This is a genomic window from Rhodoferax sp. MLSD5-FHT05B10, assembly GCF_058793415.1.
This window is the reverse complement of record NZ_JBXAFT010000001.1, coordinates 422,841-447,852: the sequence shown is the minus strand read 5'-3', so window position 1 is coordinate 447,852 and position 25,012 is coordinate 422,841. Positions and strand designations below refer to the sequence as shown.

Annotated in this window: 22 protein-coding genes and 1 pseudogene; 3 read left to right on the top strand and 20 right to left on the bottom strand. The window is 59.2% G+C overall.

What is annotated here, in order from left to right:
- Position 1: 1 nt before the first annotated feature.
- The 9 genes from AC1Q5W_RS02105 to AC1Q5W_RS02065 form a co-directional block, all read right to left on the bottom strand.
- A complete protein-coding gene (locus AC1Q5W_RS02105; protein ID WP_492646072.1) occupies positions 2-595 on the bottom strand; it encodes a hypothetical protein in 594 nt (197 codons plus the stop codon).
- An 80-nt stretch (positions 596-675) separates the two neighbouring features.
- A complete protein-coding gene (locus AC1Q5W_RS02100; RefSeq protein ID WP_492646071.1) occupies positions 676-861 on the bottom strand; it encodes a hypothetical protein in 186 nt (61 codons plus the stop codon).
- A gap of 22 nt (positions 862-883) precedes the next feature.
- The gene (locus AC1Q5W_RS02095) at positions 884-2,545 is read right to left on the bottom strand and encodes a cbb3-type cytochrome c oxidase subunit I (RefSeq protein ID WP_492646070.1); all 1,662 of its coding nucleotides are present in this window, start codon (positions 2,543-2,545) and stop codon (positions 884-886) included.
- Positions 2,546-2,547: 2 nt separating this feature from the next.
- On the bottom strand, positions 2,548-3,363 hold the full coding sequence (locus AC1Q5W_RS02090) for a cupredoxin domain-containing protein (RefSeq protein WP_492646069.1): 816 nt from the start codon (positions 3,361-3,363) through the stop codon (positions 2,548-2,550).
- 10 nt (positions 3,364-3,373) lie between these two features.
- A complete protein-coding gene (locus tag AC1Q5W_RS02085; protein ID WP_492646068.1) occupies positions 3,374-3,841 on the bottom strand; it encodes a DUF411 domain-containing protein in 468 nt (155 codons plus the stop codon).
- A 221-nt stretch (positions 3,842-4,062) separates the two neighbouring features.
- The gene (locus tag AC1Q5W_RS02080; protein ID WP_492646067.1) at positions 4,063-4,398 is read right to left on the bottom strand and encodes a copper-binding protein; all 336 of its coding nucleotides are present in this window, start codon (positions 4,396-4,398) and stop codon (positions 4,063-4,065) included.
- A 34-nt stretch (positions 4,399-4,432) separates the two neighbouring features.
- Positions 4,433-4,924 carry a cupredoxin domain-containing protein gene (locus AC1Q5W_RS02075; protein ID WP_492646066.1) on the bottom strand — a complete coding sequence of 164 codons (492 nt, stop codon included), beginning with the start codon at positions 4,922-4,924 and terminating at the stop codon, positions 4,433-4,435.
- A gap of 52 nt (positions 4,925-4,976) precedes the next feature.
- Positions 4,977-6,362 (bottom strand): multicopper oxidase family protein, encoded by a 1,386-nt coding sequence (locus tag AC1Q5W_RS02070; protein WP_492646065.1) that lies wholly within the window; start codon positions 6,360-6,362, stop codon positions 4,977-4,979.
- 13 nt (positions 6,363-6,375) lie between these two features.
- A complete protein-coding gene (locus tag AC1Q5W_RS02065; protein WP_492646064.1) occupies positions 6,376-7,482 on the bottom strand; it encodes a TolC family protein in 1,107 nt (368 codons plus the stop codon).
- Positions 7,483-8,197: 715 nt separating this feature from the next.
- On the opposite strand from AC1Q5W_RS02065, the gene AC1Q5W_RS02060 reads away from it, so the two are divergent.
- Positions 8,198-8,485 (top strand): CopK family periplasmic copper-binding protein, encoded by a 288-nt coding sequence (locus AC1Q5W_RS02060; protein WP_492646063.1) that lies wholly within the window; start codon positions 8,198-8,200, stop codon positions 8,483-8,485.
- Between the two features lie 230 nt (positions 8,486-8,715).
- Here the strand turns inward: AC1Q5W_RS02060 and AC1Q5W_RS02055 are convergent.
- The 6 genes and pseudogenes from AC1Q5W_RS02055 to AC1Q5W_RS02030 all read right to left on the bottom strand — a co-directional run.
- Positions 8,716-9,107 (bottom strand): annotated as a pseudogene (locus tag AC1Q5W_RS02055) (MotA/TolQ/ExbB proton channel family protein); the annotation flags it as partial.
- Between the two features lie 26 nt (positions 9,108-9,133).
- Positions 9,134-9,589, bottom strand: coding sequence for a hypothetical protein (locus AC1Q5W_RS02050; protein WP_492646062.1), 456 nt, complete (start codon positions 9,587-9,589; stop codon positions 9,134-9,136).
- Positions 9,590-9,609: 20 nt separating this feature from the next.
- The gene (locus AC1Q5W_RS02045) at positions 9,610-12,726 is read right to left on the bottom strand and encodes an efflux RND transporter permease subunit (RefSeq protein ID WP_492646061.1); all 3,117 of its coding nucleotides are present in this window, start codon (positions 12,724-12,726) and stop codon (positions 9,610-9,612) included.
- Positions 12,727-12,741: 15 nt separating this feature from the next.
- Positions 12,742-13,890, bottom strand: coding sequence for an efflux RND transporter periplasmic adaptor subunit (locus tag AC1Q5W_RS02040; protein WP_492646060.1), 1,149 nt, complete (start codon positions 13,888-13,890; stop codon positions 12,742-12,744).
- A 67-nt stretch (positions 13,891-13,957) separates the two neighbouring features.
- Positions 13,958-14,524 (bottom strand): hypothetical protein, encoded by a 567-nt coding sequence (locus AC1Q5W_RS02035; protein ID WP_492646059.1) that lies wholly within the window; start codon positions 14,522-14,524, stop codon positions 13,958-13,960.
- A gap of 8 nt (positions 14,525-14,532) precedes the next feature.
- A complete protein-coding gene (locus tag AC1Q5W_RS02030; protein ID WP_492704016.1) occupies positions 14,533-15,735 on the bottom strand; it encodes a TolC family protein in 1,203 nt (400 codons plus the stop codon).
- A 155-nt stretch (positions 15,736-15,890) separates the two neighbouring features.
- Here AC1Q5W_RS02030 and AC1Q5W_RS02025 point away from each other — a divergent pair, with 155 nt between their 5' ends.
- Both AC1Q5W_RS02025 and AC1Q5W_RS02020 read left to right on the top strand, forming a co-directional pair.
- Positions 15,891-16,574 (top strand): heavy metal response regulator transcription factor, encoded by a 684-nt coding sequence (locus tag AC1Q5W_RS02025; protein ID WP_492646057.1) that lies wholly within the window; start codon positions 15,891-15,893, stop codon positions 16,572-16,574.
- Complete coding sequence (locus AC1Q5W_RS02020; protein ID WP_492646056.1) at positions 16,571-18,001, top strand: heavy metal sensor histidine kinase; 1,431 nt, start codon at positions 16,571-16,573, stop codon at positions 17,999-18,001. Before AC1Q5W_RS02025 ends, AC1Q5W_RS02020 begins: the two co-directional genes overlap by 4 nt.
- A gap of 39 nt (positions 18,002-18,040) precedes the next feature.
- Here AC1Q5W_RS02020 and AC1Q5W_RS02015 read toward each other — a convergent pair whose 3' ends face one another.
- The 5 genes from AC1Q5W_RS02015 to AC1Q5W_RS01995 all read right to left on the bottom strand — a co-directional run bounded on the left by AC1Q5W_RS02015 (position 18,041) and on the right by AC1Q5W_RS01995 (position 24,914).
- Positions 18,041-18,385, bottom strand: coding sequence for a copper-binding protein (locus tag AC1Q5W_RS02015; protein WP_492646055.1), 345 nt, complete (start codon positions 18,383-18,385; stop codon positions 18,041-18,043).
- Positions 18,386-18,440: 55 nt separating this feature from the next.
- Positions 18,441-21,581, bottom strand: coding sequence for an efflux RND transporter permease subunit (locus AC1Q5W_RS02010; protein ID WP_492646054.1), 3,141 nt, complete (start codon positions 21,579-21,581; stop codon positions 18,441-18,443).
- Complete coding sequence (locus AC1Q5W_RS02005) at positions 21,578-23,077, bottom strand: efflux RND transporter periplasmic adaptor subunit (protein ID WP_492646053.1); 1,500 nt, start codon at positions 23,075-23,077, stop codon at positions 21,578-21,580. Before AC1Q5W_RS02005 ends, AC1Q5W_RS02010 begins: the two co-directional genes overlap by 4 nt.
- Complete coding sequence (locus tag AC1Q5W_RS02000) at positions 23,074-24,354, bottom strand: TolC family protein (RefSeq protein ID WP_492646052.1); 1,281 nt, start codon at positions 24,352-24,354, stop codon at positions 23,074-23,076. Before AC1Q5W_RS02000 ends, AC1Q5W_RS02005 begins: the two co-directional genes overlap by 4 nt.
- A gap of 86 nt (positions 24,355-24,440) precedes the next feature.
- The gene (locus tag AC1Q5W_RS01995; RefSeq protein WP_492704014.1) at positions 24,441-24,914 is read right to left on the bottom strand and encodes a hypothetical protein; all 474 of its coding nucleotides are present in this window, start codon (positions 24,912-24,914) and stop codon (positions 24,441-24,443) included.
- Positions 24,915-25,012 lie beyond the last annotated feature (98 nt).

Genomic DNA, 25,012 nt, shown 5'->3' with positions numbered 1-25,012 from the left:
CTTACTTGGTGGCTGGTGCCTGCATGCGGTCCATCATCATCTGCATCATGGACTGCATCATGTCCATGCGCTTTTCCATCATCTGGCATTTGGCCATCATTTCCATGGGCATCTTGTCCATCATGGAAGCCTTGTCGGCACCACCCATCATGCCCATGCCGCCCTTGTCACCCATCATCCCCATTCCACCGCCGCGCATGTCGTCCATCATGGTCATGGCGTCCTGCATGGCCTTCATGTTTTCGGGCATCAATGCCATGCGTTCTTCCGGCGTCTTGGCCGCCATGAATTTCTGGTGCATCTCCTGCATGGCCTTCATCTTGGCATCCATCTGTCCCATTTTTTCCATGGTGCCCTTGTCCATGGCGGCAGGTTGGCCCTTGGCGGGTGCGGGCTTTGCAGCTGGCTTGGGAGCAACAGCTTTCGGTGCGGCAGGCTTCGGTGCCTGTTTGGGAGCGGAAGCTGCTTCTGCAGGATGGTGGGCCGTGTGGTCTTCGGCCTTGCTGTCCTGCGCCCACACCCCAGCACCTGCGAGTGCGAGTGACAGCGCCATGACCAGGCGTGATGCGGCAAAACCAACAGTACGGGATTGCATGATGAACTTCCTTTCAGTGTCGTGTTGCCGCCCCGGAGCAACCAAGGTGAATGGGGCCCTAACTTCTGCGAAGTCTTGCGCTATGTCTTGCCTTGAACGGCAGTACGACGCAACAGCAAGCCACCCAAACCCATAAAAAGCACGGAGCCAAAACCCCATACCCAGGCGTAGCCAATCATGTCGCCCCAGGGGGCCAGCGCATACAGCACACCGAGCACCGCCCAGACCACGGCCACGGGGACGATGAGCCAAAAATCTTCGTTCATGGAAAACTCCTTCCGTTCCTGTTCAATGTCCACCGCCACCCGCTGCACTGATGGGCAAGGACTGCATCAACTCGAACCCCACCGCAGAAAACGCGTACATGGCGGCCACGATGACCAGGATGGACACGGGACCGACCCAGGCCGCGGTGCCGGGCTTCACGGCCGTGCCGCCCCAGGAGACGACCATCCCTGTGACAGAATTTCCAGCCTGGCGTTTTGGTAGCAGGCTTGCGGCAATGCCACCAGCAAACACCAGCAATGCTGCTGCCATAACGCTTCCACCCAGAGCCACTGCCAGCATCAGGCTGTGCCACAGCGCTGGCGCTTGCTGTTGGTAGCCCACGTCCATGACCCGGCGCGGTACGCCCATGTAGCCCGCCGTGATGCCGGCGGCGCCAAACACCAGCAGGCCCGCCAGGGCCAACCAAGGCATCCAGCGCAGGACATGGGGTTTCCACAGGTCGCGGCCGCCAATGGCGGGCAAGACCACCGACAAGGCGGCCAGCAGGGTCATGCTGACCGTGCCTAACGTAAAGAAGTGAAAGTAGCCAGGCACGAAGAAGGTGTCCGACAGCAGCGGCGCCAGTTGCCCCTGGATCAACACAAAGGCGAACACCAGGCCGAAGGCCATGCTCAGCACGGCGACCCCGATGGCCGACATGGCCGGGTTGCGCCAGGGCAGCAGCCGAATCCAGCCGAACAAGCCGCGTCCGCCCTGGGCGCGGGCATGCACTTCCAGCGAGGCCACGATGATCAGGAAGGCGGTCAGCGTGGGCACGCTGACGAACAGCGACAGCATGGAACCCGCCACCTGGACCACCTTGGGCAGGTCCGGCTCCAGGAACATGTGGTACAGCGAAGTGGGCGGCACGAACACCAGGTACATCGAGAAAACGATCTTCGAGAAACGCTCACCAAACACCGACTTGACGCCAGTGAGTGCCTGCACCAGCACGTACCACAGGATCACGGTGGCCATCAGCGGCAGGTAGTGCATGTTGTGGAACACGATGTGCCAACGCGTGCCGTGGCTCAGTGGAAACGGCCCGGCGCCCAGCGCCCACAGCACGCCGGGAACGAAGGTGTAGAGCGCGGCAAAGCCCGTGACGACCAGGAATCCACCCCAGGCGAACAGGGCAAAACCCACGGCGCTGAGCTTTTCTTGCTGCCCCTGCCAGCGCGGACGCAGCAGGGTCACAATGGCGCTCACAGGCAGCAACAGCAGCCCCAGTCCCAACAGGCTGTACCCCAGGTTGAACAGCAGCAGATCGCGTGGGTTATCGCGCACCAGTTCGGGTGAACCGTTATAGAGCAAGGGCGTACCCGACACCGAACCCACCATGCTCAGAGCCAGACCCAGCAGCATCAGGGCAAAGGCCGCCCAGGCCAGCGGACGCAGGGCCAGTCCCTTTCCATGTTCACATGCGGCCAGGCCCAGCAGCAAAGCGGTCTGAGTGGTGAACAGCCAGTAGAAGAAGATGCCTACGCCGTGGACCGTGAGGAAGCGGTAGCCATCGGCCATGGTGACGTTCAAAACGCCACCGCGCACCAGGGCAGTGGCCACCCCGGCCAGGACCCCGATGAACAAAGCCAGCAGGGCCACTGCGGCCATGGATTTCAGAAGCGTGCGATCTGCGTCAGGCAATCCGGCCAGACGCTGGGGATAGGTTTGTACGTGTGCCATGTTCAGACCACCTCTATCGTTGCTTGCATCAATTGGTGTGCTTCACCGCAGTAGACCGTGCAATACATCAGGTAGCGTCCTGGCTTCTGGAAGGTGATCGCGGCTTCCGTAACCCGTCCGGGCTGCAGTCGCATCATTCGCCCGGCTTTACCCAACTGAATAGAGGCACCGTGGGCAATGTCCACTGACATCATCTTGAAGCGGTAGGCCTGGCCGGCGTCCAGGCGCAACACGTTGGGCAGGTAATACCACTTGCCCGCAGTCATCAGCACGTCGATGGGCTGGTCTTTGTCGACTGGCATGTCACTGCCAGCATGGCCAGCGTGCGCATCCGCGGCAACAGGGGGTGCTACCGATGCTCCACCATGCCCTGCATGGGGGTCAGACTCCGTGCTTGGCATGACATGGTCTGCAGGTATTCCGGCCGACATGTCGTGCCCGGCATGTGGGTCCATGGCGGCCATCTTCTGATCGCTCATCCGGCGTGGATAGACACTGCCATCGGGCATGCGATAACGCTCTGCAAATTCAGCTGTCAGACGGCTGAATTCCTCTGCAGAAGACCCTTCAGCGGCAGCACCATGGCCTGCGTGGCCTCCAGCGCCTGCTGCTGGGGCTTCGGGTGCTGCTGCGGCGCCATGTTCCGAGTGTCCCCCACCATTACTGGAGGTGGGCGCTTGCGGATGCTCCAGACCCAGCAACGCCAAGGGGCTCGGTGCAGCACCGTAAGCGGCCCACAGGCCATACAGGCTGATGCCCCCGAAGCCACTGGCCGCAATGAAGCCGCGCCGGGTCGTGAAGTGGTTTTTCTTGTCCATGTGGCGCTCCTCAGGCGTACTTCTGGTAGACCGAGGTCTCCCCATTGGGAAGAACCAGCAAGACCGAATAAGGGTCTTTGCGGCCTTGGTAAGCCGAGCCATCCATGCCGGGCGAGCCCACCACCATGCCAGGCACCGTCAGTCCGATGGCCTTGGGCTTTTCGCGCAGCAGGCGCTGGATCTCACGCACCGGCACATGCCCCTCGATGGCGTAGCCACCGACACGGGCGGTATGGCAGGAGCCGAGCTTGGTGGAGATGCCCAATTGGGCGCGCATGGCGTTGTTCCCGGTCTCGTAGACGCGCACCGGAAAACCCGCTTGCTCCAGGATGGCTACCCAGTCCTTGCAGCAGCCGCAACTGGGGTCTTTCCAGACTTCGACCAAAGGCAGGGCGGGCTGGGCTGCCATGCCGGCAATCGGCAACAAAAGCGAAGCTGCCAGCAACTGGCGGCGAATCAGGGATACGGGTACTGGCATCTTGGGCTCTCCTGCATCTGAATAACGCGATGTTTGCAGTTTATGAGCCGAATTCCGCCGCCAAGATGACGAAAACATTACGTTTTTGTCATCTTTGAAAATTGCGAGCGAGGTTGATGCCGACGAGCTGGAGATCTGCGACTGGCCGAATACAGCCACGCTCCCTAAAAAGAAGGGGCACCAGCAATGGATACCCCTTCTCTATGCTTAACGCAGCACTATTACGTTGGCTGGAGGTCTGTAATGGTCAGTTGACCATTCTCATTGGTGACCATGAACTGAATTTTGGCGCCGACAGTGGTTTTGTCGAGTAAGGCCTTGTCCTTAACCACAAAAATCATGGTCATGCCGGGCATTTCCATGTGTTTTATCTCACCATGCTTGATAGTGATCTTGCCGGTTTCTTTGTCAATTCTGCGAACCTCCCCATCGGTCATGGTAGGTGGTGCAACGGATGCCGTTTTGCCAGGTTCAATGGTGGATTGAGCCAATGCGGACACACTGGTCAAGCTTATTGCCGCCAGCATGGAAGCGTTTATCAAAAGGGTGAATTTCATCGAATTTCCTTGATTTCTGTGATAGCTGATCGGACTACTTGGCGGTCACGTTGACCTGCCCCTTCATCCCTGCCTCATAGTGGCCGATATGTAGGCACGCAAAATTTACGACCCCCGTCTTCGTGAAGTGCCAGATTACATCGCCCTGCGCGTTGGGTTTGAGCGATATTTTGTTGGGCTCTTCGTGCTCCATGTTGGGGAACTTCTTCATGACTTCGTAATGCTCTTTGAGTTCCTTTTCTGTACCGAGACTGAATTCATGGGCTACCACGCCAGTGTTTTTGATAAGAAAACGGATGGTTTCACCTTTCTTTACTGATATGTTGGACGGCGTAAAGCGCATGTTGTCGGCTGCATCCACTTCAATGGTGCGAGAAACCTTTTCTGTAAAACCGGGTTCACCATACGCGTATTCATCGTGGCCGCCACTATGTTTGCCGCCGGCCAATGCAGTAGTCGCCATAAAAGCTGTGGCCGCCAGGAAAATGGTGGGGCGAGAGAGAACGGTGGATGTGCTGTGTTTCATGTAATGTCTTTTAAAAAAGTGGGGGTTTTTGTTATACGAAGCTGAGTGAGTTTCAATGCGCCATGCCATTCATTTTGGGTTTGATGGCTTTTGCTGTGGCCGGTGTGAGGTTGGTGGCGGATGCTGGGCGCTGTGCAGGTGGCAGCGTTCCGCTCCATTCGTAGGCCACCGTTCCTTCCGGAAATTTGTACGCCCCAGGGTCTTTGTAATCACCGGGTTTTTGGTCTTTTCGGACTTTGAAAACCGTAAACATTCCGCCCATCTCCAAAGGTCCAAACTGGCCGGTACCCGTCATCATGGGGGCTGTGTTGTCGGGAATGGGCATCTGCATCTCGCCCATGTCGGCCATACCTCGCTCACCCATGAGCATGTAGTCGGGCGCGACTTTCTGAATTTTTTGGATCAAGCCCCGGTGGTCTACGCCGATCATGGTCGGCACTGTGTGACCCATGGCATTCATGGTGTGGTGGCTTTTGTGACAGTGCATGGCCCAATCACCCTCTTCGTCGGCAATCAATTCAATCTGGCGCATCTGACCCACGGCCAGATCCGTGGTGACCTCGTACCAACGTGTACCAGGTGGTGTGGGTCCACCGTCGGTGCCGGTAATCTGAAACTCGTGTCCGTGCAGATGGATGGGGTGGTTGGTCATGGTGAGATTACCCACACGGATGCGGACGCGGTCGTTCAGGCGCACGTTCAAGCTGTCGATGGCAGGAAACACCCGGCTGTTCCAGCACCAGATGTTGAAGTCGGTCATGGTGTTGACTTTGGGTGTCTTACTGCCGGGCTCCACGTCGAAGGCATTGAGCAGGAAGCAGAAGTCACGATCCACGTCGCTGATATGCGGGTGTTTCTCTTTGGGGTGAGTGATCCACATTCCCATCATGCCCATGGCCATTTGCACCATTTCATCGGCATGCGGGTGGTACATGAAGGTTCCAGGTCGGCGCGCCTCGAACTCGTAAACAAAGGTCTTTCCCACGGGAATTGCACGTTGATTTAGCCCCCCCACGCCATCCATGCCGCTCGGAAGTCGTTGTCCGTGCCAGTGGATCGTCGTGTGTTCAGGCAGTTTGTTGGTGACAAAAATGCGAACGCGATCACCTTCAACCACTTCAATGGTTGGTCCCGGACTTTGGCCGTTGTAACCCCACATGTTCACCTTAAAGCCCGGAGCGACTTCGCGCACTACCGGCTCAGCCACCAGATGAAACTCCTTGACCCCATTGTTCATACGCCAAGGTAAGGTCCAGCCATTGAGTGTGACCACTGGGTTATAGGGGCGACCAGTAGATGGGGCCAGCGGTGGTGCAGTGTTGACGGAGGTCTGTATGACAGGCTCTGGCAAACCAGCCAGCGCAGAGCGGGCCACAGCAAGTCCGGCCACGGACGCAGCAGCACCGGCAAAAAATTGTCGTCGGGAGTTGTTGTTCATGGAAGTGTTTCTCTTAATGGGTTGTGGCAGCAGGGGCATCGCCACCTGTGCCATTGAGTGAGACGAGGCTGCTAGGCTCACCGCCCTGCAAGACCCACTGCAAGTCTGTCTCCGCGGTCCAGAAGTCGCGCTGGGCATTGATCACATCCAAGGTGGCCTGGGATTGGTTACGGACTTCATCCAAGAGTTCCCAGACGCTTTTGAGCATCCCGTTGTAGTGAAGCAGTGTTTCCTCCGTAACAAATTCGCGGGTTTTGAGGACAACTTCCGTGCTCTCCAGTGCCAGTGCGTGTGCGGACTGATAGGCCTTTAATGCGTCTCCAAAAAGTGCCCGATTACGCATCCGTTCAGCCATTGGCAGTTGGGCACCTATGGCGTCAGCACGATGCTGCAATTCGATCTCGGACATCGGTTGGGATGGAATAGCAGGCAGTTCCTGTGGGAGCGAGAGTTTCGCAACAAGACCTGTTAGCCCCAGTGTCTTGATAAGGTTGCTTTGTGCTCGATCCACGGCGTATTGCGCACGTCGCAGATCCATCCGTGCGTTGGCCGCTGTCAGCTCAACCGGGGCCAATTGGACTTTGCTCCAATTGCCGATGGCGACCATGCGCTGTCCCAGATCCTTGGCCGCAGCTGTTGCGGCTGCCATGTCACGGCGATGTTTCAGCGTCTGCTGAGCTGCCACCGCTTCCATCCAGGCATTACGTCCGCGTGTGGCAATTTCCAGGACCTCACCAGCACCTTCAACTCGGCGTTGTAGACTTTGATCCAGCTCATTCCACTTCCCTTCCGCAATACGATTAACGTTGGGTGCACCCAGTTGAGCAAGTGGCACAGCAAGATCAGGGTGGGCTTGCCAGATAATGCGTACCGCTGCTTCCGCCGATGGGATGGGAGTCCCGGATGTTGACGATTCGCTACTTGTCTCCGGTAGATTGGTTCGCTCCCATTTAACAACATCGGCGTGCCCCCGCTGGAAGGTTCCCACTGCTTCATTGGCGCGTCGCCAATCGGTTTCCAGCGCGATTTCGGTTGTTTGTGCGAGTAGTGAAAACGGTAGCGCGATGAGGCTCGCAGCCAATATCCCGTTGGTGGCGTTGCGGTTGAATGGGGTTCCCACTAAATAAGCTCCTTATTGATGTAAATCAGGGGAACTTGATTTTGCTTGTGGTAGTTCGTCAATTCCCTGTCCCTCAAATTACAAATTGGTCAGTTTTGATCTACCGTCAGCAGTGGTGGAGCAAGAGTCCATCCTGAGATGAGTAGCGTTCGTCTGAACTGGTAGGCGTCAAAGTCATCTGCACCGACTTCACCACCGTCGACCGCATCGCCAACCAGATCGAAAAGATGGCCAAAGGCGTGCCCGGTGTGTCCAGCGCCTTGGTCGAGCGTTTGACAAGGGGGAGGGCGCTATGCCGACGTCTAGCTACCAAGGGAGGCTGGATCAGGTCGGTCTGTGGAGGTGAGTAGCCACCAGTAGGCGGCCCATGAAATGAGGGGCTGCGTCAGCGCCCCCTGACAGCCGCTTTGAGCGGCTCACATTCCGAATGCCCCCGGCTTTGCTGGGGGATGGTTACCCTCGGTCGGGTGCGGCCGGGCGCACCTATTTATCCCGGAAGCCAAGTTGACGGACGAATCAAACTTGCTTGGCGCAAAACGCGCACGAACTACGCTTCAGCGATTCGGCATTAAGAGCTGCCACATGACGTCTTTGTAACGGACTGGTCATGCCGCTGTAGGGGAAAACTTTCTACATTGAAGTCAACGGTGCAGCGAGTGCACCGTTCCCACGAAATACCTCGTGGGGCTTCACTTACATTGAAAGAGTTCCACTCATGTTTATCCGCAAATCTGTCATCGCTTTGACTCTGGCCGTTCCTTTTGCATCTGCTTTCGCCATGGACACAGCCATCGACAAGTCGATTCCGTTGAAGGACGGCTCGACCGTCCATCAATTCAAAAATGGCAAGATGGCCATGGAGGACATGTATGGACGTCCAACTCGCATGAACGTTGGTGAATCTATGACTGCAGCAGATGGAACAATCATCAAAATGAACAGTGATGAAGTAGCATTGCTTACAACGGTAATTCGCGACCACAACGGCCGCACAATCAAATAAGCTTATCGCGAAGAATTCCTTCGGCCAGTACGAAGTACACGGAGCCACTCTGTAGTGGCGCTGTTTCCAGAGAGCCCAGACAGATGTCTGGGCTTTTTTCGTAGTCGGTTGTGAGTTGCGACTGAATCACAAAGATCAGTTGTATGGTGGCACCATCTTTTGAGCTCGCTGTTGGCTCTATTTCATACCAGCAGACAGGCTGCACTTCAGTAGCGCGTCAACTACCAAAGTTATTTCCTTTTGACATCCGCGTCCAGTTCCTGGAAGGTGGGGCGCTCGGTGGAATAAAGCACCTTGCGGCCGAATTCAATGGGTTGTAGCCCTGCATGCAGGCCATGCATGCGTGGTCTTGATGCACTGGAGTTCCTTGCTGCCTTCTTCCACTTTCTGTTCCGGCAGGCCTGCGAGCGGTTTGGCAAAGGCGTAGGCCAGCAAAATGCCCAGGAAGGTATACCGACCAGGGCCAAACCGATCATGCCCCGCCCAGCACCGCAGCCACGATACCGAAGGCCGACAGACCGCCCGCGATACGCTGCAGCGCGGCGACGGCGGCGTGTTCTTCGTGGTGGTGAGTTTCGATTTCGCTGTCCATCAGGGACTCGATTTCGAGGGCGTTGAAGTCAGGTACCTTTCTAGGAAAGATGAAGCTCAATGCTTGTGATCGGTGTGACCGTCATCCGCGGCCAAGGGGGTGAAGCGCGCCTGGTCTGTTGCTTTCCCAGACAGGGTGACCGCGACAATGGCCTTCATGGTCGGGTTGGAGGCATATTTGCCCGTGCCCTTCATGCGGTTGTCTCCATCGGGTGTCAGTGTGACCACCGTTTTGTCTTTCCCACTCAGCAGCGTTGCCGTGCCCGTCGCCCCGGCACTGGAGAGCTTTTTGCCATGGCCATCGGTAATGAACACCACGACCGGGTTGTCGCTGGCCTCTTTGCTGTTCTTGGCCACGACCAATTCCAGAATGTTCAGACCCGCAGCTTGCACCTGCCCGCCATTGGCGGGCTTCAGGGCCTCGGCATGTACACCGTTCCCATCTGCGTAGACATGTCCGCTGCCCCACAAAAGGCCCACGGTCACTGCGGCCAATACACCAATCTTTTTCATAAGGTTCTCCTTTAACAAAATCAGAAACTTTCAGGCGAGTGCTCGTCGGCCTTGGTGCTCAACAAACGCTCCAGAGGTTGGCGCCCCCAGCGCCAGAACATCAGCGGGGTCAGCAAGGTGTCGAGCAAGGTGGAGCTCACCAGCCCGCCAAAGATCACCACTGCCACCGGGTGCAGCACTTCCTTGCCGGGGGCATCGGCCGACACCAGCAGCGGCACCAGGGCAAAGGCTGCGACCAGCGCCGTCATCAGCACGGGCGTCAAGCGCTCCAGCGAGCCGCGCACGATCATCTTCTGGCCAAAGGTCTCTCCTTCGAAGGCGCACAGGTTGATGTAGTGGCTGATCTTCAGGATGCCGTTGCGGGTGGAAATACCGGTCAGCGTAATGAAGCCCACCAGGGCGGCCACCGACAACGGTTGCCCGGAAACCCACAGCGCAATCACACTGCCCACCAATGCCAAGGGGATATTGCCCATGATGATGAGCGTCAACGCGGTGGAGCGGTAGCGGCTGTACAGCACCAGGAAGATCATGGTCAGCGAGATGGCTGCCAGCAAGGCGATCAGCTGGGCCGCCTGCTCTTGGGCCTGGAACTGTCCTTCCAGGGCCGTGAAGTAGCCTTCCGGCAAGGGTTTTGCCGCCAGTTCGGCGCGAATGTCGGCAATCACGCGCGACATGTCGCTGCCGTCGGTGTTGGCCGAGATCACGATGCGCCGACGCGAGTTTTCCCGACTGACCTGGTTGGGGCCATCGCCGTCTTCTATTCGCGCCAGCTTGGACAGGGGTACCGATCCGGTCGGAGTCTCAATCAACAGATTCGATAGTTCCTGCAGACTGCGGCCATGCTCCGGCAAACGCACCACCAGGTCAAAGCGCCGGTTGCCCTCGACGATTTGCGTAACGCGTTCCCCCTCGATCATCTGCTCCAGCGAGCGCAGCAAGGCCCCTGGTGCCACCCCGTACTGAGCCACCTGTTCGTAGTCCACATGGATCTTGATCTGCGGAATCAGGACCTGCTTCTCCACGGCCAGATCGGTGATGCCTGGGATCTTGGACAGGCGGTTGCGTACGTCACCCGCCAGACTGCGCAAGGTGTCCAGATCGTCGCCGTAGATTTTGAGTGCAATTTGGGCACGCACACCCGACAGCAAGTGGTCCAGCCGGTGCGAGATCGGTTGCCCGACGTTGCTGACTGCTGGCAGAACCGCCAGACGGGTGCGCAAGTCATTGATGATCTCCTCGCGGCTGCGCTCCGAGGCCTTCAGGTCCACGTCCATCTCGGTGTAGTGCACCCCTTCGGCATGCTCATCCAGTTCGGCGCGCCCAGTACGCCGCCCCACTTGGGTGACTTCGGGGACACTGGTCACAATCTGTTCCGCCAAGGCTCCAATGCGGTTGGATTCGGCCAAGGAAGTCCCCGGATTCAACACCACATTGACGGTCAAGGTTCCTTCGTTGAAGGGTGGCAGGAAAGCCTTGGGAAAGAAGGGAATGGTGGCCGCGGCAGCCACTACCGCAATCAGGGCGGTGATGAGCAGTGCACGGGTGTGAGCGAAAGACCAGTGCAACAAGGCTGCGTCCCAGCGTTTGAGCCGAATCACGAGCGGGCTGTCGCCATGTCCCATCTGCTTCATTTTGGGCAGCAGATACAACGCCATCACCGGTGTGATGGTGACGGACACGATCATGCTCACCAGGATGGAGACAATGTAGGCAATGCCCAGCGGAGTGAACAGACGCCCCTCGATACCCGGCAGCACGAACAGCGGCACAAACACCAGCACGATGATGACGGTGGCATAGACAATCGCCGAACGAACTTCCAGGGTCGCACTGGCGATGACTTCCTGCACCGGGCGAGGCTCTTTGAGCGCACTGTTGAGCTTGAGGCGGCGCAGCACGTTTTCCACCCCCACCACGGCATCGTCCACCAGTTCGCCAATGGCAATGGCCAGGCCGCCCAACGTCATGGTGTTGATGGACAGTCCGAAATAGTGGAACACCAGGGCCGTGACCAACAGGGACACGGGAATCGCGGTCAGGGAAATGAGCGTGGTGCGCACATTGAGCAGGAACAGGAACAGGATCACCGCCACCAACACCGCGCCATCGCGCAGCGCTTCTTGGACGTTGGTGACCGAGTGCTCGATGAAGTCGGCCTGCTTGAACAGGAACTGCGGCGCCTCAACGCCGGGCGGCAGGCTTTTACCCAGCTCCGCAATGGCGCGCTCCACGTCGCGGGTCACCGTGACACTGTCGGCGCTGGGCTGCTTTTGCACCGACAGGATGACGGCGGGTTTGCCGTTGTAGCCGGCATCGCCGCGCTTAAGTGCGGGCGCCAGTTGAACATCGGCGACCTGTTTCAACAGAACAGCCTGCCCATTCTTGACTGCGACGACGACGTTTTGCAGGTCTTCCAGGCGACTGGTGCGACCGATCTGGCGAATCAGGTATTCGCGGCCCTGGGATTCCAGAAAACCACCGCTGGTGTTGGCACCAAAGTCCTGCAAAGCGGACTCCAACTTCTCACGCTCGACATTGAGCGCTTGCAATTGGGTTGGCTTGATCTCCACACGGTACTGCCGCACTTCGCCACCAATGGGGGTGACCTGCGCCACTCCGGGGATTGTCAACAGGCGTGGCCGCATGACCCAGTCGGCGTATTCGCGCACCTGCATCGGGCTGACCAGGGCTGGATCTGCGGGCAGTGCCAGCAGCAGGATTTCTCCCATAATGGACGAAATGGGCCCCAGCTGGGGTACCACGCCAGGTGGCAGCTGCTCACGCACCAGATTCAGCCGCTCGCTGATCTGCTGGCGATTACGGTAGATGTCCGAACCCCACTCGAATTCCACGTAAATGATGGACAGGCCAATGCCGGAGACCGAGCGCACACGCGTCACGCCGGGCATGCCGTTCATGCTCGATTCGACCGGAAAGGTGACCAACTGCTCGACTTCTTCCGGGGCCATGCCCCCGGCTTCGGTCATAAGGGTGACGGTGGGCTTGTTCAGGTCGGGGAACACATCGACGGGCATTTTCTGCACCGTCATGACCCCGTAGATCACCAGCAACAAGGAAATTCCCAGCACGATCAAGCGCTGGCGCAGGCTGGTGTGGATGATGAAGTCAAACATGCTGTGTCACCTTCATCACTTCACCTGGGCCAGCAAGCCAGCACCTTCCACCACCACCCGCTCGCCCGAAGCCAGGCCGGAGGTCACAACCACCTGACCCGCATCCAGAGCCTGTGAGCTGACCTTGCGCAATACGAAGCGCTCGGGCGCGGTATGCACCCACACCGATGCCTGGTTGGCACTGCCTTTGACCAGGGCGGCCAGTGCCACCGGAGCACCCTGGATCTTTTGAGATGTTTGTGCAATGACCTTGACAGGCTGTCCAACTGCTACCGGAGCCTTGGCATTCTTGACCCGGAACAGCAGCGGTATGGCCTGCTCGCGCAATTGCTGACCACCGCCGACATACTGCAACTCCAGGGAACCGCCAGGAATCACGGCACTGGCGACCGCCAAACCTTTCAGGACCTGGGCGTCGTAGGCCAAGGCCTCCACCCCCAGACGCCCGGTGTCCACGACTTCAAAGAGCACGTCCTTGGCATCCACCACCTGGCCGATCACGGCCCGCACGGCACTGACCGTGCCGGTGACTGGCGCCAGCAGCACTTCTGACGCCTGCAGGCCTGCAGCCACGGCCTGGCGGCGCTTTTTCAAAGACTCCAATTCGATGCGTGCGGACTCCATGGCGGATTGCGGCACAGAGCCTTGCAGCTGCTCATAGCGCTGCACTTTGCGCTCGGAGATCTTCAGCTGCGAATCCAGTTCTGCCAGTTGGGCCAGATTGGCACTGCGCTCCAGGCTGCTGAGCTGGGGGCGCACATAGGCAAAAGGTTGACCCTTGACCACTTTTTGGCCCAGGGTGGGAAGTCCTTTGGGGCCGGGTTCAATGCGTCCGGCCTGGCTGGCTTGTACGACCCCGGAGGCATTGGCGTCGACAACGACCTTGCCACTGAATTCCACGGTCGCAGCGGTTTCCTGCATTTGCACCTGGGCAGTGCGCAAACCCAACTGGTGTTGGATGGCCTTGGGTACAAACAAGCTGCCATCGGCCAGGCGTTGTGCTGCCACAACCTCGATTCCATTGGATGCGGTGGCCGGGGCGGTCTGGGCTGCACCTGGTTTCTTGTTGTCGTTGCTGTGGTCTTCGTCCCCGTGGGCAAAGGACTGTCCCCATAAGCCCATGGTGGCGAGCGCCACGATGCCCAATGTTGTCGTTTTCTTCATGGTGAATTCAATTTTTAGGAGGGAAGTGCTGGTACTGCCCCAGGCGTCAGGGGCTTCACCATCGGATTCAATGCGGGTGTTTACGTGCCCAGCGTCGGCGGCGCACGACCACCAGTGCCAGGCCTGCGGCCAGCACCACGCCCGACAAGGCCCAGGTCGTCCACTCTCTCCAGCTGTGCACATGGGCCAGTGCTTGTGGGGGGGCGCTAATGTCCAGCGTGGTCGCCAGCAGGTCGGCAGCATCGTCGGTCTGCACAGAAAAGCTCAGCGCGTATTTGCCTGGCGTTGCCAAGGCATCGGCCTTTACCGTGTACACGCCAGGTGCGGTCTGCTGCGCCTGCGCTTTGAACGCCGTGCCGCTTTCCACTTCGATCTGGGCGTCGGCCACCGGGGCATTGGTCGCAAAGTTATCGAGGGTGATGTTCAGGTTGGAGCCTTGGAGCTGTGCCACCAGCTCAAAATCCTCGGTCTGGGCGTACGCCCGTGGCGCGATGGGACTGCTGAGTGCTGCCGGGGCATCGGTTCCATGGTCTTCCCCGCCATGGGCCGCGGCAGCCCCCGTGGCGAAGGCGAGCACCACGGACAAGATGGCGGAGGGGATCAACCTGTGCGCTCGCACGGTGGGAAACAGCATGGCGGTATTCAAGGCAGGACTCCGAGGGATTGGTGGATGCGGGACACCGCCGCATGGGCGTTGATCTGCTGGCGTTGCAGCAGGGCCTGTGCATCGAAATGGGCGGCACGCGCCCGCAACAGGCTGGGCAAATCCGACTCACCCAGCGCAAAGGATTTTTCGATCAAGGCGAGGTTGTCCTGCGTCAGGGCAGCGCGACGGGTAGCCAGTTCCAGTTGGCGTTGGCTTGTCTGAAGCAGACGCTGACCGGTTTCCTTGGCCAGCGCGGTGCGGCGCAGAGCCTGGTCGTACTCGGTTTCAGCCTGCACCAGCTGGGCACGGTTGCTGTCCAGATCCTGGCGCACTCGGGCCCCCAAAGAGAACGGAATGGTGAGCTTGACCCCAAAGGCGTCGGCATACGTGTCCGCAAAGTCCGCGCGATCCCGCACCATCCGAAACGCCAGGGTGGGGGCATCGCGCTGGCTTTTTTGTGCCAGTTCCAATTTGGCTTGGGCAAGATCCTTGCCCGCGGCGGCAGCTTGCACTTGGGGGTGTGCATCGGCCGTCGATTCGGCACGGGTTAGGACTTCGGGCGGCAGTTCCTGCGGAGGGGTTTCTCCAGTCAACAGAAGAAAGTTCTGTTCTGCCTGTTGCAAGGTGGAATGTGCCTCATCCCGTTCGGACTGGCTTGAAAGCTGCTCTACCTGAGCCAGATTGAAGTCCACCCGTGCAAGCTCACCCACACGTACGCGGCGCTCCACGTCCAGCAATAGTGCTTGAGCTGCCTGGTTGCGTGCCTCTATCAGTACGAAGTTGCCCCGGGACTCGGCAACAGCCCACCAAGCCTCGCGCACTTCACCGGCAAGCTGCAATCGCAACGCCAGTTGCTGGGCATCAAACTCCTTTTTCGCTGCCTGGGCTTCGGCCTGGGCCGCGTTGCGCTGGCCCGGCAACCACAAAGGCGTTTCGACTTCCAGCTCCCATTCCTGTTTGCCGCGCTTGGCGCCGAGCTGATCGTCCAGCGTGGACAGGGAAAGCGATGCGGGTCCGGGTGTCAGACCATTGGCAATATCGGTGCGGGCCTGGGCGGCTAACTGGCCGAGCTTGCTGGATGCTGCCAAGGGATGGCGGCTCCAGGCCTGCTCCAGCGCTTGGCCCACGGTCTGTGCCTGCACGGGCAAGCCGATGAGTAAGCAGGTCCCCAAGAGAGGAGCAGCTATTTTTGTGAACATCAATGCCTTTTCGGGGAGTTGCGAAAGCCGGGGATGATGCAAATCCGTCCCCGTCAATTTACTGACGGCGACATTACAGTTTTGTCATGTTGGTTTGGCAGCACCCCGTGTAGGCACAATCACGCCCTGATGTCCCATTGCACTGGAGGTTGACCATGAAAATTCTGATCGTCGAAGACGAGCAAAAGACTGGGGACTACCTGAAACAAGGCCTGACTGAGGCAGGTTTCGTGACCGAGTTGGCCGCCAATGGCATTGATGGACTGCACCTGGCCTTGACCGGTGATTTCGATTTGTTGGTGCTGGATGTGATGCTGCCAGGGCTGAACGGCTGGCAAGTCATGGAGCGACTGCGGCAAAGCGAGAAAGACTTGCCGGTCCTGTTCCTCACTGCCAGAGACCAGGTGGAGGACCGCGTCAAAGGGCTGGAACTGGGGGCTGACGATTACCTGGTCAAGCCGTTTGCGTTTTCAGAACTACTGGCACGTGTACGCACACTGCTGCGCCGGGGCAAGAATGGCCTGGAGCCCAGCACCTTGCGCGCTGCCAACTTGGAGCTGGATCTTCTGCGCCGGCGCGTGGTGCGGGCCGGAGACCGCATCGAACTCACGGCCAAGGAGTTTGCCTTGCTGGAACTTCTGCTGCGCCGCCAGGGTGAGGTGCTGCCGCGCTCCATGATCGCATCGCAGGTCTGGGACATGAACTTTGACAGCGACACCAATGTCATCGAAGTCGCCATCCGGCGCCTGCGTGCCAAGGTGGACGACCCGTATGAGCCCAAATTGATCCGTACGGCACGTGGCATGGGCTATGTGCTGGAGGTTCCGCCAAACGAATGATTCAACGACTATCTCTGACAGCCCGGCTGACGCTGCTCTTTGCCATAGGTTCCAGCACCGTGTTGCTGGTGCTGGGCTGGCTGACCAACGTGGCCATTGACCGCCATTTTGAGCAACAGGATCTCGACGCACTGAGCGGCAAGATGCAATTGGCTCGGCACGCCATCGAGCGCATGGCTACGCCGCAGGACTTTGATGCCTTGCAATCCCAGTTGAACGATGCACTGATTGGTCACCAAGAATTGGTGGTGCAGGTACTGGGCCCTACTGGCGAGTTGTTGTTGGCGTCGGAAGGAGCTGACTTCCCCCGGAATTGGCTGGCAACAGCTCCTTCAGGGCACACCAGGAAGCTGTTTCAATGGACACAGGGGGAGCGTAGTTTCCGAGGTGTGGCCCAGGCCATCCGCTCCGGTATACCGCATTGGCAGCCCTTGGTGGTCGCGGTGGCCGTGGACATGGAGCACCACAACATGTTCATGCGCAGTTTGATGCGCGCACTGTGGGTGTTTGTGGCTTTGGCAGCATTGGCAACCGGGTTTTTAGGGTGGCTGGCAGCCAGCCGGAGTCTGGCCCCCCTTCGCGCCATGCGCGAGCGTGCCACTGCTGTCACAGCGCACAAGCTGGATCAGCGCCTGCCCGTCGATGCGGTACCGCCAGAATTGGCTGAGTTGGCAACATCCCTCAACGAAATGTTGGATCGATTGGAGGATGCCTTTCGACGCCTGTCGGACTTTTCTTCCGATATTGCCCACGAATTGCGTACACCGGTCAGCAATTTGATGACCGAAACCCAGGTGGCGCTATCCCGTGTGCGCGATGCCGACAGCTACCGCGCCACGCTGGAGTCCAACGCCGAAGAGTACGAACGGCTGGCGCGCATGATTTCCGACATGTTGCTTCTTGCCAAGGCCGAATACGGCCAGATGGCGGACTGGATTGCGCAGCACGGCGAGACTGTGCACCTGGAGCAGGAGGTACGCGAGTTGTTCGATTTTTACGAAGCCTTGGCCGAGGAAAAAGGCGTGCACTTGGCATTGATCGGCGACTGCGACGTCTGGGGCGACCGTTTGATGTTGCGCCGTGCAATCAGCAATCTGCTGTCAAACGCATTACGGTACACCCCGGTGGATGGGACTGTCAAAGTGTCCTTGGTAGATTCAGACGGACAGTGTCGACTGACCGTTGAAAACCCGGGTCCCACCATCCCAGAGCAGCATCTGGTGCGCCTGTTTGAGCGCTTCTACCGAGCTGATCCGTCGCGCCAGCAGGCAACTGGCGAAGGCACTGGACTTGGCCTTGCCATCACGCAAGCCATCGTAAGGGCACATCAGGGCCAGGTTTCCGTCGCATCGCAAGCAGAAAGAACCTGCTTCACAATACAACTACCCCATGCCCCTGACACATCTGAGCCCCTGTCCCTGGAATAGCGCAGCGGCGCTATCCTTGGAGAACCAAGGACGGTTGGCTTACTTGATGGCTGTCACGACATAGCCTTTCGCCCCCTGGATGAACTCAAAACTCACCTTCTGCCCTACGACGAGCTTGTCCAGCATGGCCTTGTCCTGAACCAGGAAGCCCATGGTCATGGGTGGCCAATTGAGGCTATTGATGGCTTCATGCTCCAGTGTGACTACTCCCGCCTGGGCATTGATTTTGCGCACGACACCAACGGCCTTGTGGGTCATCTGGAGTTCGGTGGCGGGCTTTTGTGCCTTGCTCTGGGCCTTATTGGCATCGACTTGCTGCTGTGCAAATACTGCAGAAGCCGCCAACGCGGCGGCAAGGATCAGGGGGGCAGCTATTTTTTTCATGGAATTCTCCGTTTCAACGTGGTTAAAGAAATAGGGGGCGCGATAGATGTGAATCTCACTGTGCCTTTCCTGGACGTGTGCGCAAGGAATGCATCAACAGGTAGGCCGCCGGGATCACGAACATTGAAAGCAGTGGCGCTGTAATCATCCCGCCCAGCATCGGGGCTGCAATGCGGCTCATCACCTCCGAGCCGGTTCCACCGCCCCAGACGATGGGAACCAGTCCCGCCAGAATCACCGCCACCGTCATGGCCTTGGGTCGCACCCGCAGCACGGCACCTTCGCGAATGGCATCGAGCACCACGGCAATTCCGAGCGTTTCACCCCGGTGAATCCGATCGGCCAAAGCCTGCTTCAGATACAACAGCATCAACACCCCGAACTCGGCCGCCACACCGGCCAGTGCGATGAATCCCACGCCGGTGGCCACCGACAGGTGGTAGCCCATCAGGTACAAGAACCATACCCCGCCCGTCAAGGCAAAGGGCAATGTGGCCATGATCAATACGGCCTCACTGAGCCGGTTGAAGGTCAGGTACAGCAGCACCAGAATGATGAGCAAGGTGGCAGGCACCACGACCTTGAGCCGTGCGTTGGCACGCTCCAGAAATTCGAACTGGCCCGAGTAGGTGATGCTGACTCCCGGCTCCAGCTTGATTTGCTGGCTGACAGCCTGACTAAGATCGTTGGCGACGGAGGCCAGGTCACGCCCGCGCACATCCACATAAACCCAATTGGAGGGGCGCGCATTTTCCGTCTTGAGCATGGGTGGGCCATCGGTGATCCGGATTTTGGCGACCGTGCCCAGCGTAATCTGCTGCCCCGATGGCGTCAGGATGGGGAGTTGGATCAACTTTTCGGGGGTATCGCGCCATTCCTTCGGGTAACGCACATTGATGGGGAAGCGCGCCAGCCCTTCGATGGTCTCGGCCACATTCTCGCCACCAATGGCGCCCGACACCAGGGCCTGCACGTCATTGATGTTCAGCCCATAACGCCCGGCCGCCACCCGGTCGATCTGGACATCGACGTAGCGGCCCCCGGTCAGGCGCTCGGCCAGGGCACTGGACACACCAGGAACGCCTTTGGCTACCTGTTCGATCTGGCTGGCAATGCGGTCGATGGTGGCCAGATCGGTTCCGTTGACTTTGATACCGATGGGGCTTTTGATGCCGGTGGCGAGCATGTCGATGCGGTTGCGAATCGGCGGGATCCAGATATTGGACAGCCCCGGTACCTTGACGGCCTGGTCCAGCGCCTCGACCAGTTTCTCCGGCGTCATGCCGACACGCCATTGCTCCCGTGGCTTGAGTTGTACCGTGGTCTCGAACATTTCCATGGGCGCCGGGTCGGTCGCAGTCTCGGCACGCCCCGCCTTGCCAAAAACACGCTCCACCTCGGGCACGGTCTTGATCATGCGGTTGGTGATCTGCAGCAACTCTGACGCTTTCTGTGCCGACAGCCCCGGCAGGGCCGAGGGCATGTAGAGCAAATCCCCTTCGTCCAGCGGTGGCAGGAACTCCCCACCCAGTTGGCTCACGGGCCACAAGGTGGAAATGAAAACCAGAACAGCCAAGGCCATTGTGGCTTTGGGGCATTGCAGCACCCATTCCAGCGCGGGACGGTACACCGCAATCAAGGCCCATGTGATGGGGTTGCGCTGCTCATCCGGGATGCGCCCCCGAATCCAGTACCCCATCAGGATGGGAACCAAGGTGACAGAAAGGCCTGCGGCCGCCGCCATGGCATAGGTTTTGGTAAAGGCCAAGGGGCCGAACAGGCGCCCCTCCTGCGCTTCCAGCGTGAACACCGGGATGAATGACATGGTGATGATCAGCAGGGAGAAAAACAGCGCTGGGCCGACCTCGACGGCGGCCTCTGTCATGACATTCCACCGCGCCAGACCTTCCAGTGTCTGCTCCGGGTGGGCATGCTGCCAGGCCTCCAGCTTCTTGTGGGCGTTCTCGATCATCACCACGGCCGCATCCACCATGGCGCCGATGGCAATGGCAATACCACCCAGGGACATGATGTTGGCGTTGATGCCTTGGTAGCGCATCACCACAAAAGCCGCCAGGATGCCCAAGGGCAAAGAAATGATGGCGACCAGGGCGGAGCGCAGGTGGCCCAGAAACAGCACGCACACCACTGCCACCACGATGAACTCTTCCAGCAGCTTGGCGGAGAGGTTGGCTATGGCCCGCTCGATCAGGGCACTGCGGTCGTAGGTGCTGACCACCTCCACCCCGGGTGGCAGGCTCTTTTGCAGTTCGGCCAGCTTGGTTTTGACGGCACGGATGGTTTCCTGGGCATTCTTGCCGGAGCGCAGCAAGACCACGCCACCGGCCACTTCGCCCTGACCATCGAGTTCGGCCACGCCACGGCGCATTTCCGGCCCGATCTGCACGGTAGCGACATCGCCCAGCCGAACGGCAATACCGCCGCGGCTGGAAAGCACAATGGCCCGGAAATCCTCCAAGGTTCGCAGGTAGCCATTGACCCGCACCATGTATTCGGCTTCGGCCAGCTCCAGCACCGAGCCACCGGTTTCCTGGTTGCCATTCACCAGGGCCTGGCGTACCTGCTCAAAAGTGATGCCATAGCCATTGAGTTTGAGCGGGTCCAGTACGACCTGGTACTGCTTGACCATGCCGCCCACGCTGGCCACTTCGGCCACATTGGGCAGGGTCTTGAGCTCGAACTTCAGGAACCAGTCCTGCAAGGCACGCAACTGCGACAGGTCGTGCCTGCCCGTGCGGTCCACCAGGGCGTACTGGTAAATCCAGCCTACACCGGTGGCATCAGGCCCCAACGCCGATTTGGCGCCCGCAGGCAGGCGTCCTTGCACCTGGTTGAGGTATTCCAGGACGCGGGAGCGCGCCCAGTAAGGGTCGGTGGCATCGTCAAACAAGATGTAAACGAAAGAGTCCCCAAAGAATGAGAAACCCCGCACGGTCTTGGCACCCGGCACGGACAGCATGGTGGTAGCCAAGGGATAGGTCACCTGGTTTTCCACAATCTGCGGGGCCTGTCCAGGAAAATTGGTGCGGATGATGACCTGCACGTCGGAGAGGTCTGGCAAGGCATCGATGGGCGTGGAGCGTACGGCCCACAAGCCTGCACCGACCAGGAACACCGTGGCGAGCAGCAGCAGAAAGCGGTTCGTTACCGACCAGCGGATGATGCTGGCGATCATGGATTGACTCCCTGGAGCGTTAGCACCTCGTATCCATTACCCGTGGCCCTGAACTGGAACTGCACAGTGTCGCCAACTTTGAAGCCGGAGGATTGAAGGTTCTTGGCACGCCGGAAGCCCATGGTCATGGCGGGCCACTGGAGGGCTGGCACAGCTTCATGCCGCAACGTGATGTTGGAAGCATCTAGCGCTTCAATCACCCCCCGTGTTGCGTAGGACGTGGCGGTATGTTTATTGGCGTCAGGCGTACCCATCGACGCCGAAGGCTTGTCCGAACGCGAGACAAGGCCGCGCATGCGGGCTTCGGAATCCAGTAGGAATTGGCCGGATGCCACCACTTGCTGGCCCGCGCTGAGACCCTGGTGTATGACCAACTGCCCATCGTGCTCGGCACCGATCTGCACCTCCACCGGCTGGAACCGGCCGCCCTCTTCGGCCAGATAGACCAAGGCGCGCTTGCCGGTGCGAATCACTGCGTCCGAAGGCACCAGCAGCACCGATTCCGAGGGACCGTGCAAGGTGGCTGCGACCAGCATGCCCGCACGCAGCCTTTGGCCCGGATTGGGCAGTTCAACCCGGACACGCAAAGTCCGGGTGTCGGGGTTGGTTTCCGCCAAGATGGAGCTCACCTTGCCTTGAAATACCACCTCCGGCGCAACGCTGAGGCGCGCCTGCACCGATTGCCCGATCGCCAAGGTGCTGGCCTGGGCCTGTGGCAAGGCCAGTTCCAGCCAGACTGTTCCCAAGCCGGTGATGCGTGCCAAACTCATGCCAGGGATCAGGCTCATGCCCTGGCGCACCATCAGTTCGGAGAGCACACCCGACGTCGGTGCGGTGATGGTGGTCACGGCCATGGTGCGGTTGCTGTCCTCCACGCGCTGGATCACTGCAGGGGGCATGCCCAGCAAAACCAGCCTCTGGCGTGCGGCCTGGGTCAAGCCAACATCTCCCATGGCCTTGACGGCCAGAAACTCCTGCTGTGCACCGATCCACTCCGGGGCGAGAACATCGACCAGGGGGCTGCCTGCCGCGACGACATCCCCGGGCGCACGGGCGTAGACCCGCTCTACAAAGCCACTGGTACGTGCCTGCACGATACTGACATCGCGTTCACTGAGTTGGAGCGTACCGGCGACCTCGACCGTGCTGGAGAGGGTCTGTTGCACAACGGTGGCCAGGCGCATGCCCAGGCTTTGGCTGGCACGTGTGGAAATCGCCAGCGTGGAAGTGTCTGTACCTTCTTCGTCGGCATAGCGCGGCACGAGCTGCATGTCCATGAACGGAGACGGCCCTGGTTTGTCGAACTGGGCGTCCGGCTTCATGGGGTCGTACCAGTACAGAACTTTGCGTTCAGCCTTGGGGGTTTGTGCGATGGCAGACTCTCTGGTGGGGCTGCGCTGGGCCCACCAAACGCCGCTGGCAACACCGACAGCCAGGATCAGCAGGCCCATTGCGCACTGAAGCAGACGAATTTTCAGGACTGAGGAATTGTTCATTGGGCACCTCCCATCAAGGGCTTATCGTTGGTCCAATGCAAACGAGCGATGATCGCTTGCCGCTCACCTTGCAAGGCCAGAAAACGGAGTTGGGTTTCCAGTAGTTCCCGGCGTGCGCCCAGGTGCTCCAGAAGACTGCCTTTGCCAGCCTGGTAGGCGGCCAAAGTCAAAGCGACTTTGTCTTGCACCAGTGGTTGCAGAATGGTCTGGCTACGCTCCAGTGCGCGATCCAGACGCTCCAGCTCAGCCCACTGGGTGTCGAGTTCCTGTAAATGTTCCCGCCGCAGGAGTTCGCGCTCGGCATCCAGTTCCAGCCGTTCCAGTTGTTTGGCCGCAATCTGCGGGTCTTGGCGCTTTGTGGGTGAGGTGGGCAGGTCGAAGGTGAACTTGACCGAGACCATGTCGCCAAACTGCTCTCCACGACGCTGGTAGGCAAGTTCCACACCCCAGTCGGTTTTCTTCATCGCCTGGGCTTCTTGCAGTTCGGCATCCAGTAATCGCCCGTTGTCATCGAGCAGACTCACATCCGGGTGGTTTTGAATGCCATGGGCCAACGCCTCCCGGCTGAGAGGCCAGGTTGGTGGTGTTCCTTCCAGGGGCTCTGTGGCCACAGCACCGACCCAACGCTGCAGTGCAGCGATAGCCTGGGTACGCTGTGCCTGCAGTTCATCCTGGCGCTCGGCCAGCATCGCTGCTTCCTGCCTGGGGATAAGGGCATCGGTGATGGAGCCTCGACCGCTGGCCAATTGCGCCTGCACGGCGGACTCCAAGAGCTTGTTTTGCTGGAACAGACTGTCGAACAGCGCTATTTGCTGCTCTAGTACGTAGCGACGAATCCAGGCGAGGGCAGTTTCGCGTCGTGCGAACAGTACGCTGACTTTTTGGGCGGATTCGGCTTGCTGGACCTTGGCCAGGGCCACGGCAATGCGGGCATCCCGTTTGCTGCGATTGGGAACGTCCTGCATGTAGGCGATACGCTGCATGGTCATGAAATCGTTGGTCAGGCTGTAACGATCCGGACCTCCAATAGGGAAGTTCTCCACGCCAACGGCCAGCTTGGGGTCCGGCAGTTCTCCGGCGGAGATGGCGGCTGTGCGTACCCCGTCCACCTTGGCTTGCGACGCGGCCAATGTCGGCGCCCCCTGGGTGGACAGGTGCAAGGCCTGTTCGAAAGAAAGTGCCTCCGCCTGCTGCGGAAATGCGGCGACGAGAGAAATGGCCCATGCTGCCAACCAGTAGTGGTTGGTGTACCTGGAAGCCTGAAGTGAACAATACATGTTCCAACTCCTGAAATGCGGTGCGCAATGGCACAGACAGTCTTGCCGCGCCAAAGGCAGCAAGGCACGTTTTCAAGAAATTGGAATCAGGCTGGCGGACGCCAGATGTTGACCCATCGCATCGCAATGGCGCGATCTTTGAGCCCGGCAATGCGGGGGGATTTTTGGAAATCTTCCGTGAAATTCGGTGACTGAACTGAAAGACCCAGCGTACCGACCTTGCACTCCTGGCCTACTTTGCAAGGCTTGCCGGTTTTGACCATGGTTTCGATGTCATTGCAGCAATCGGCTTGCATTGTGTCCTGGTCCATGCTGGACATGGATTGCCCTCCCATCGTTGCCGCATCCATCGGGCAGGGTATCTTTGGCACACCCAAGCCAGCATAGCCCATCATGGGGATCGCAAAGCTCAACAGGATCAATAAAAGCAGACGGATGGTGCGCACGGCGCAATTAAACACCAGAAACACATTGATCGCCTGATCATGCCTGTGAAGGCAGTACCACTCTCTTTTTTTGCTCTTTTGTGCCTTCTCGGAGCACGAAAGCAAGCATGCCATCTGTCATCAGATAACGGAAGAAGTTGTGTGAGAGTGGAGTAGACAGCGGCTGTGCAGTTGCATCTGGACAGTGGAGTTGTTGTGCGCTGCCTTCGATG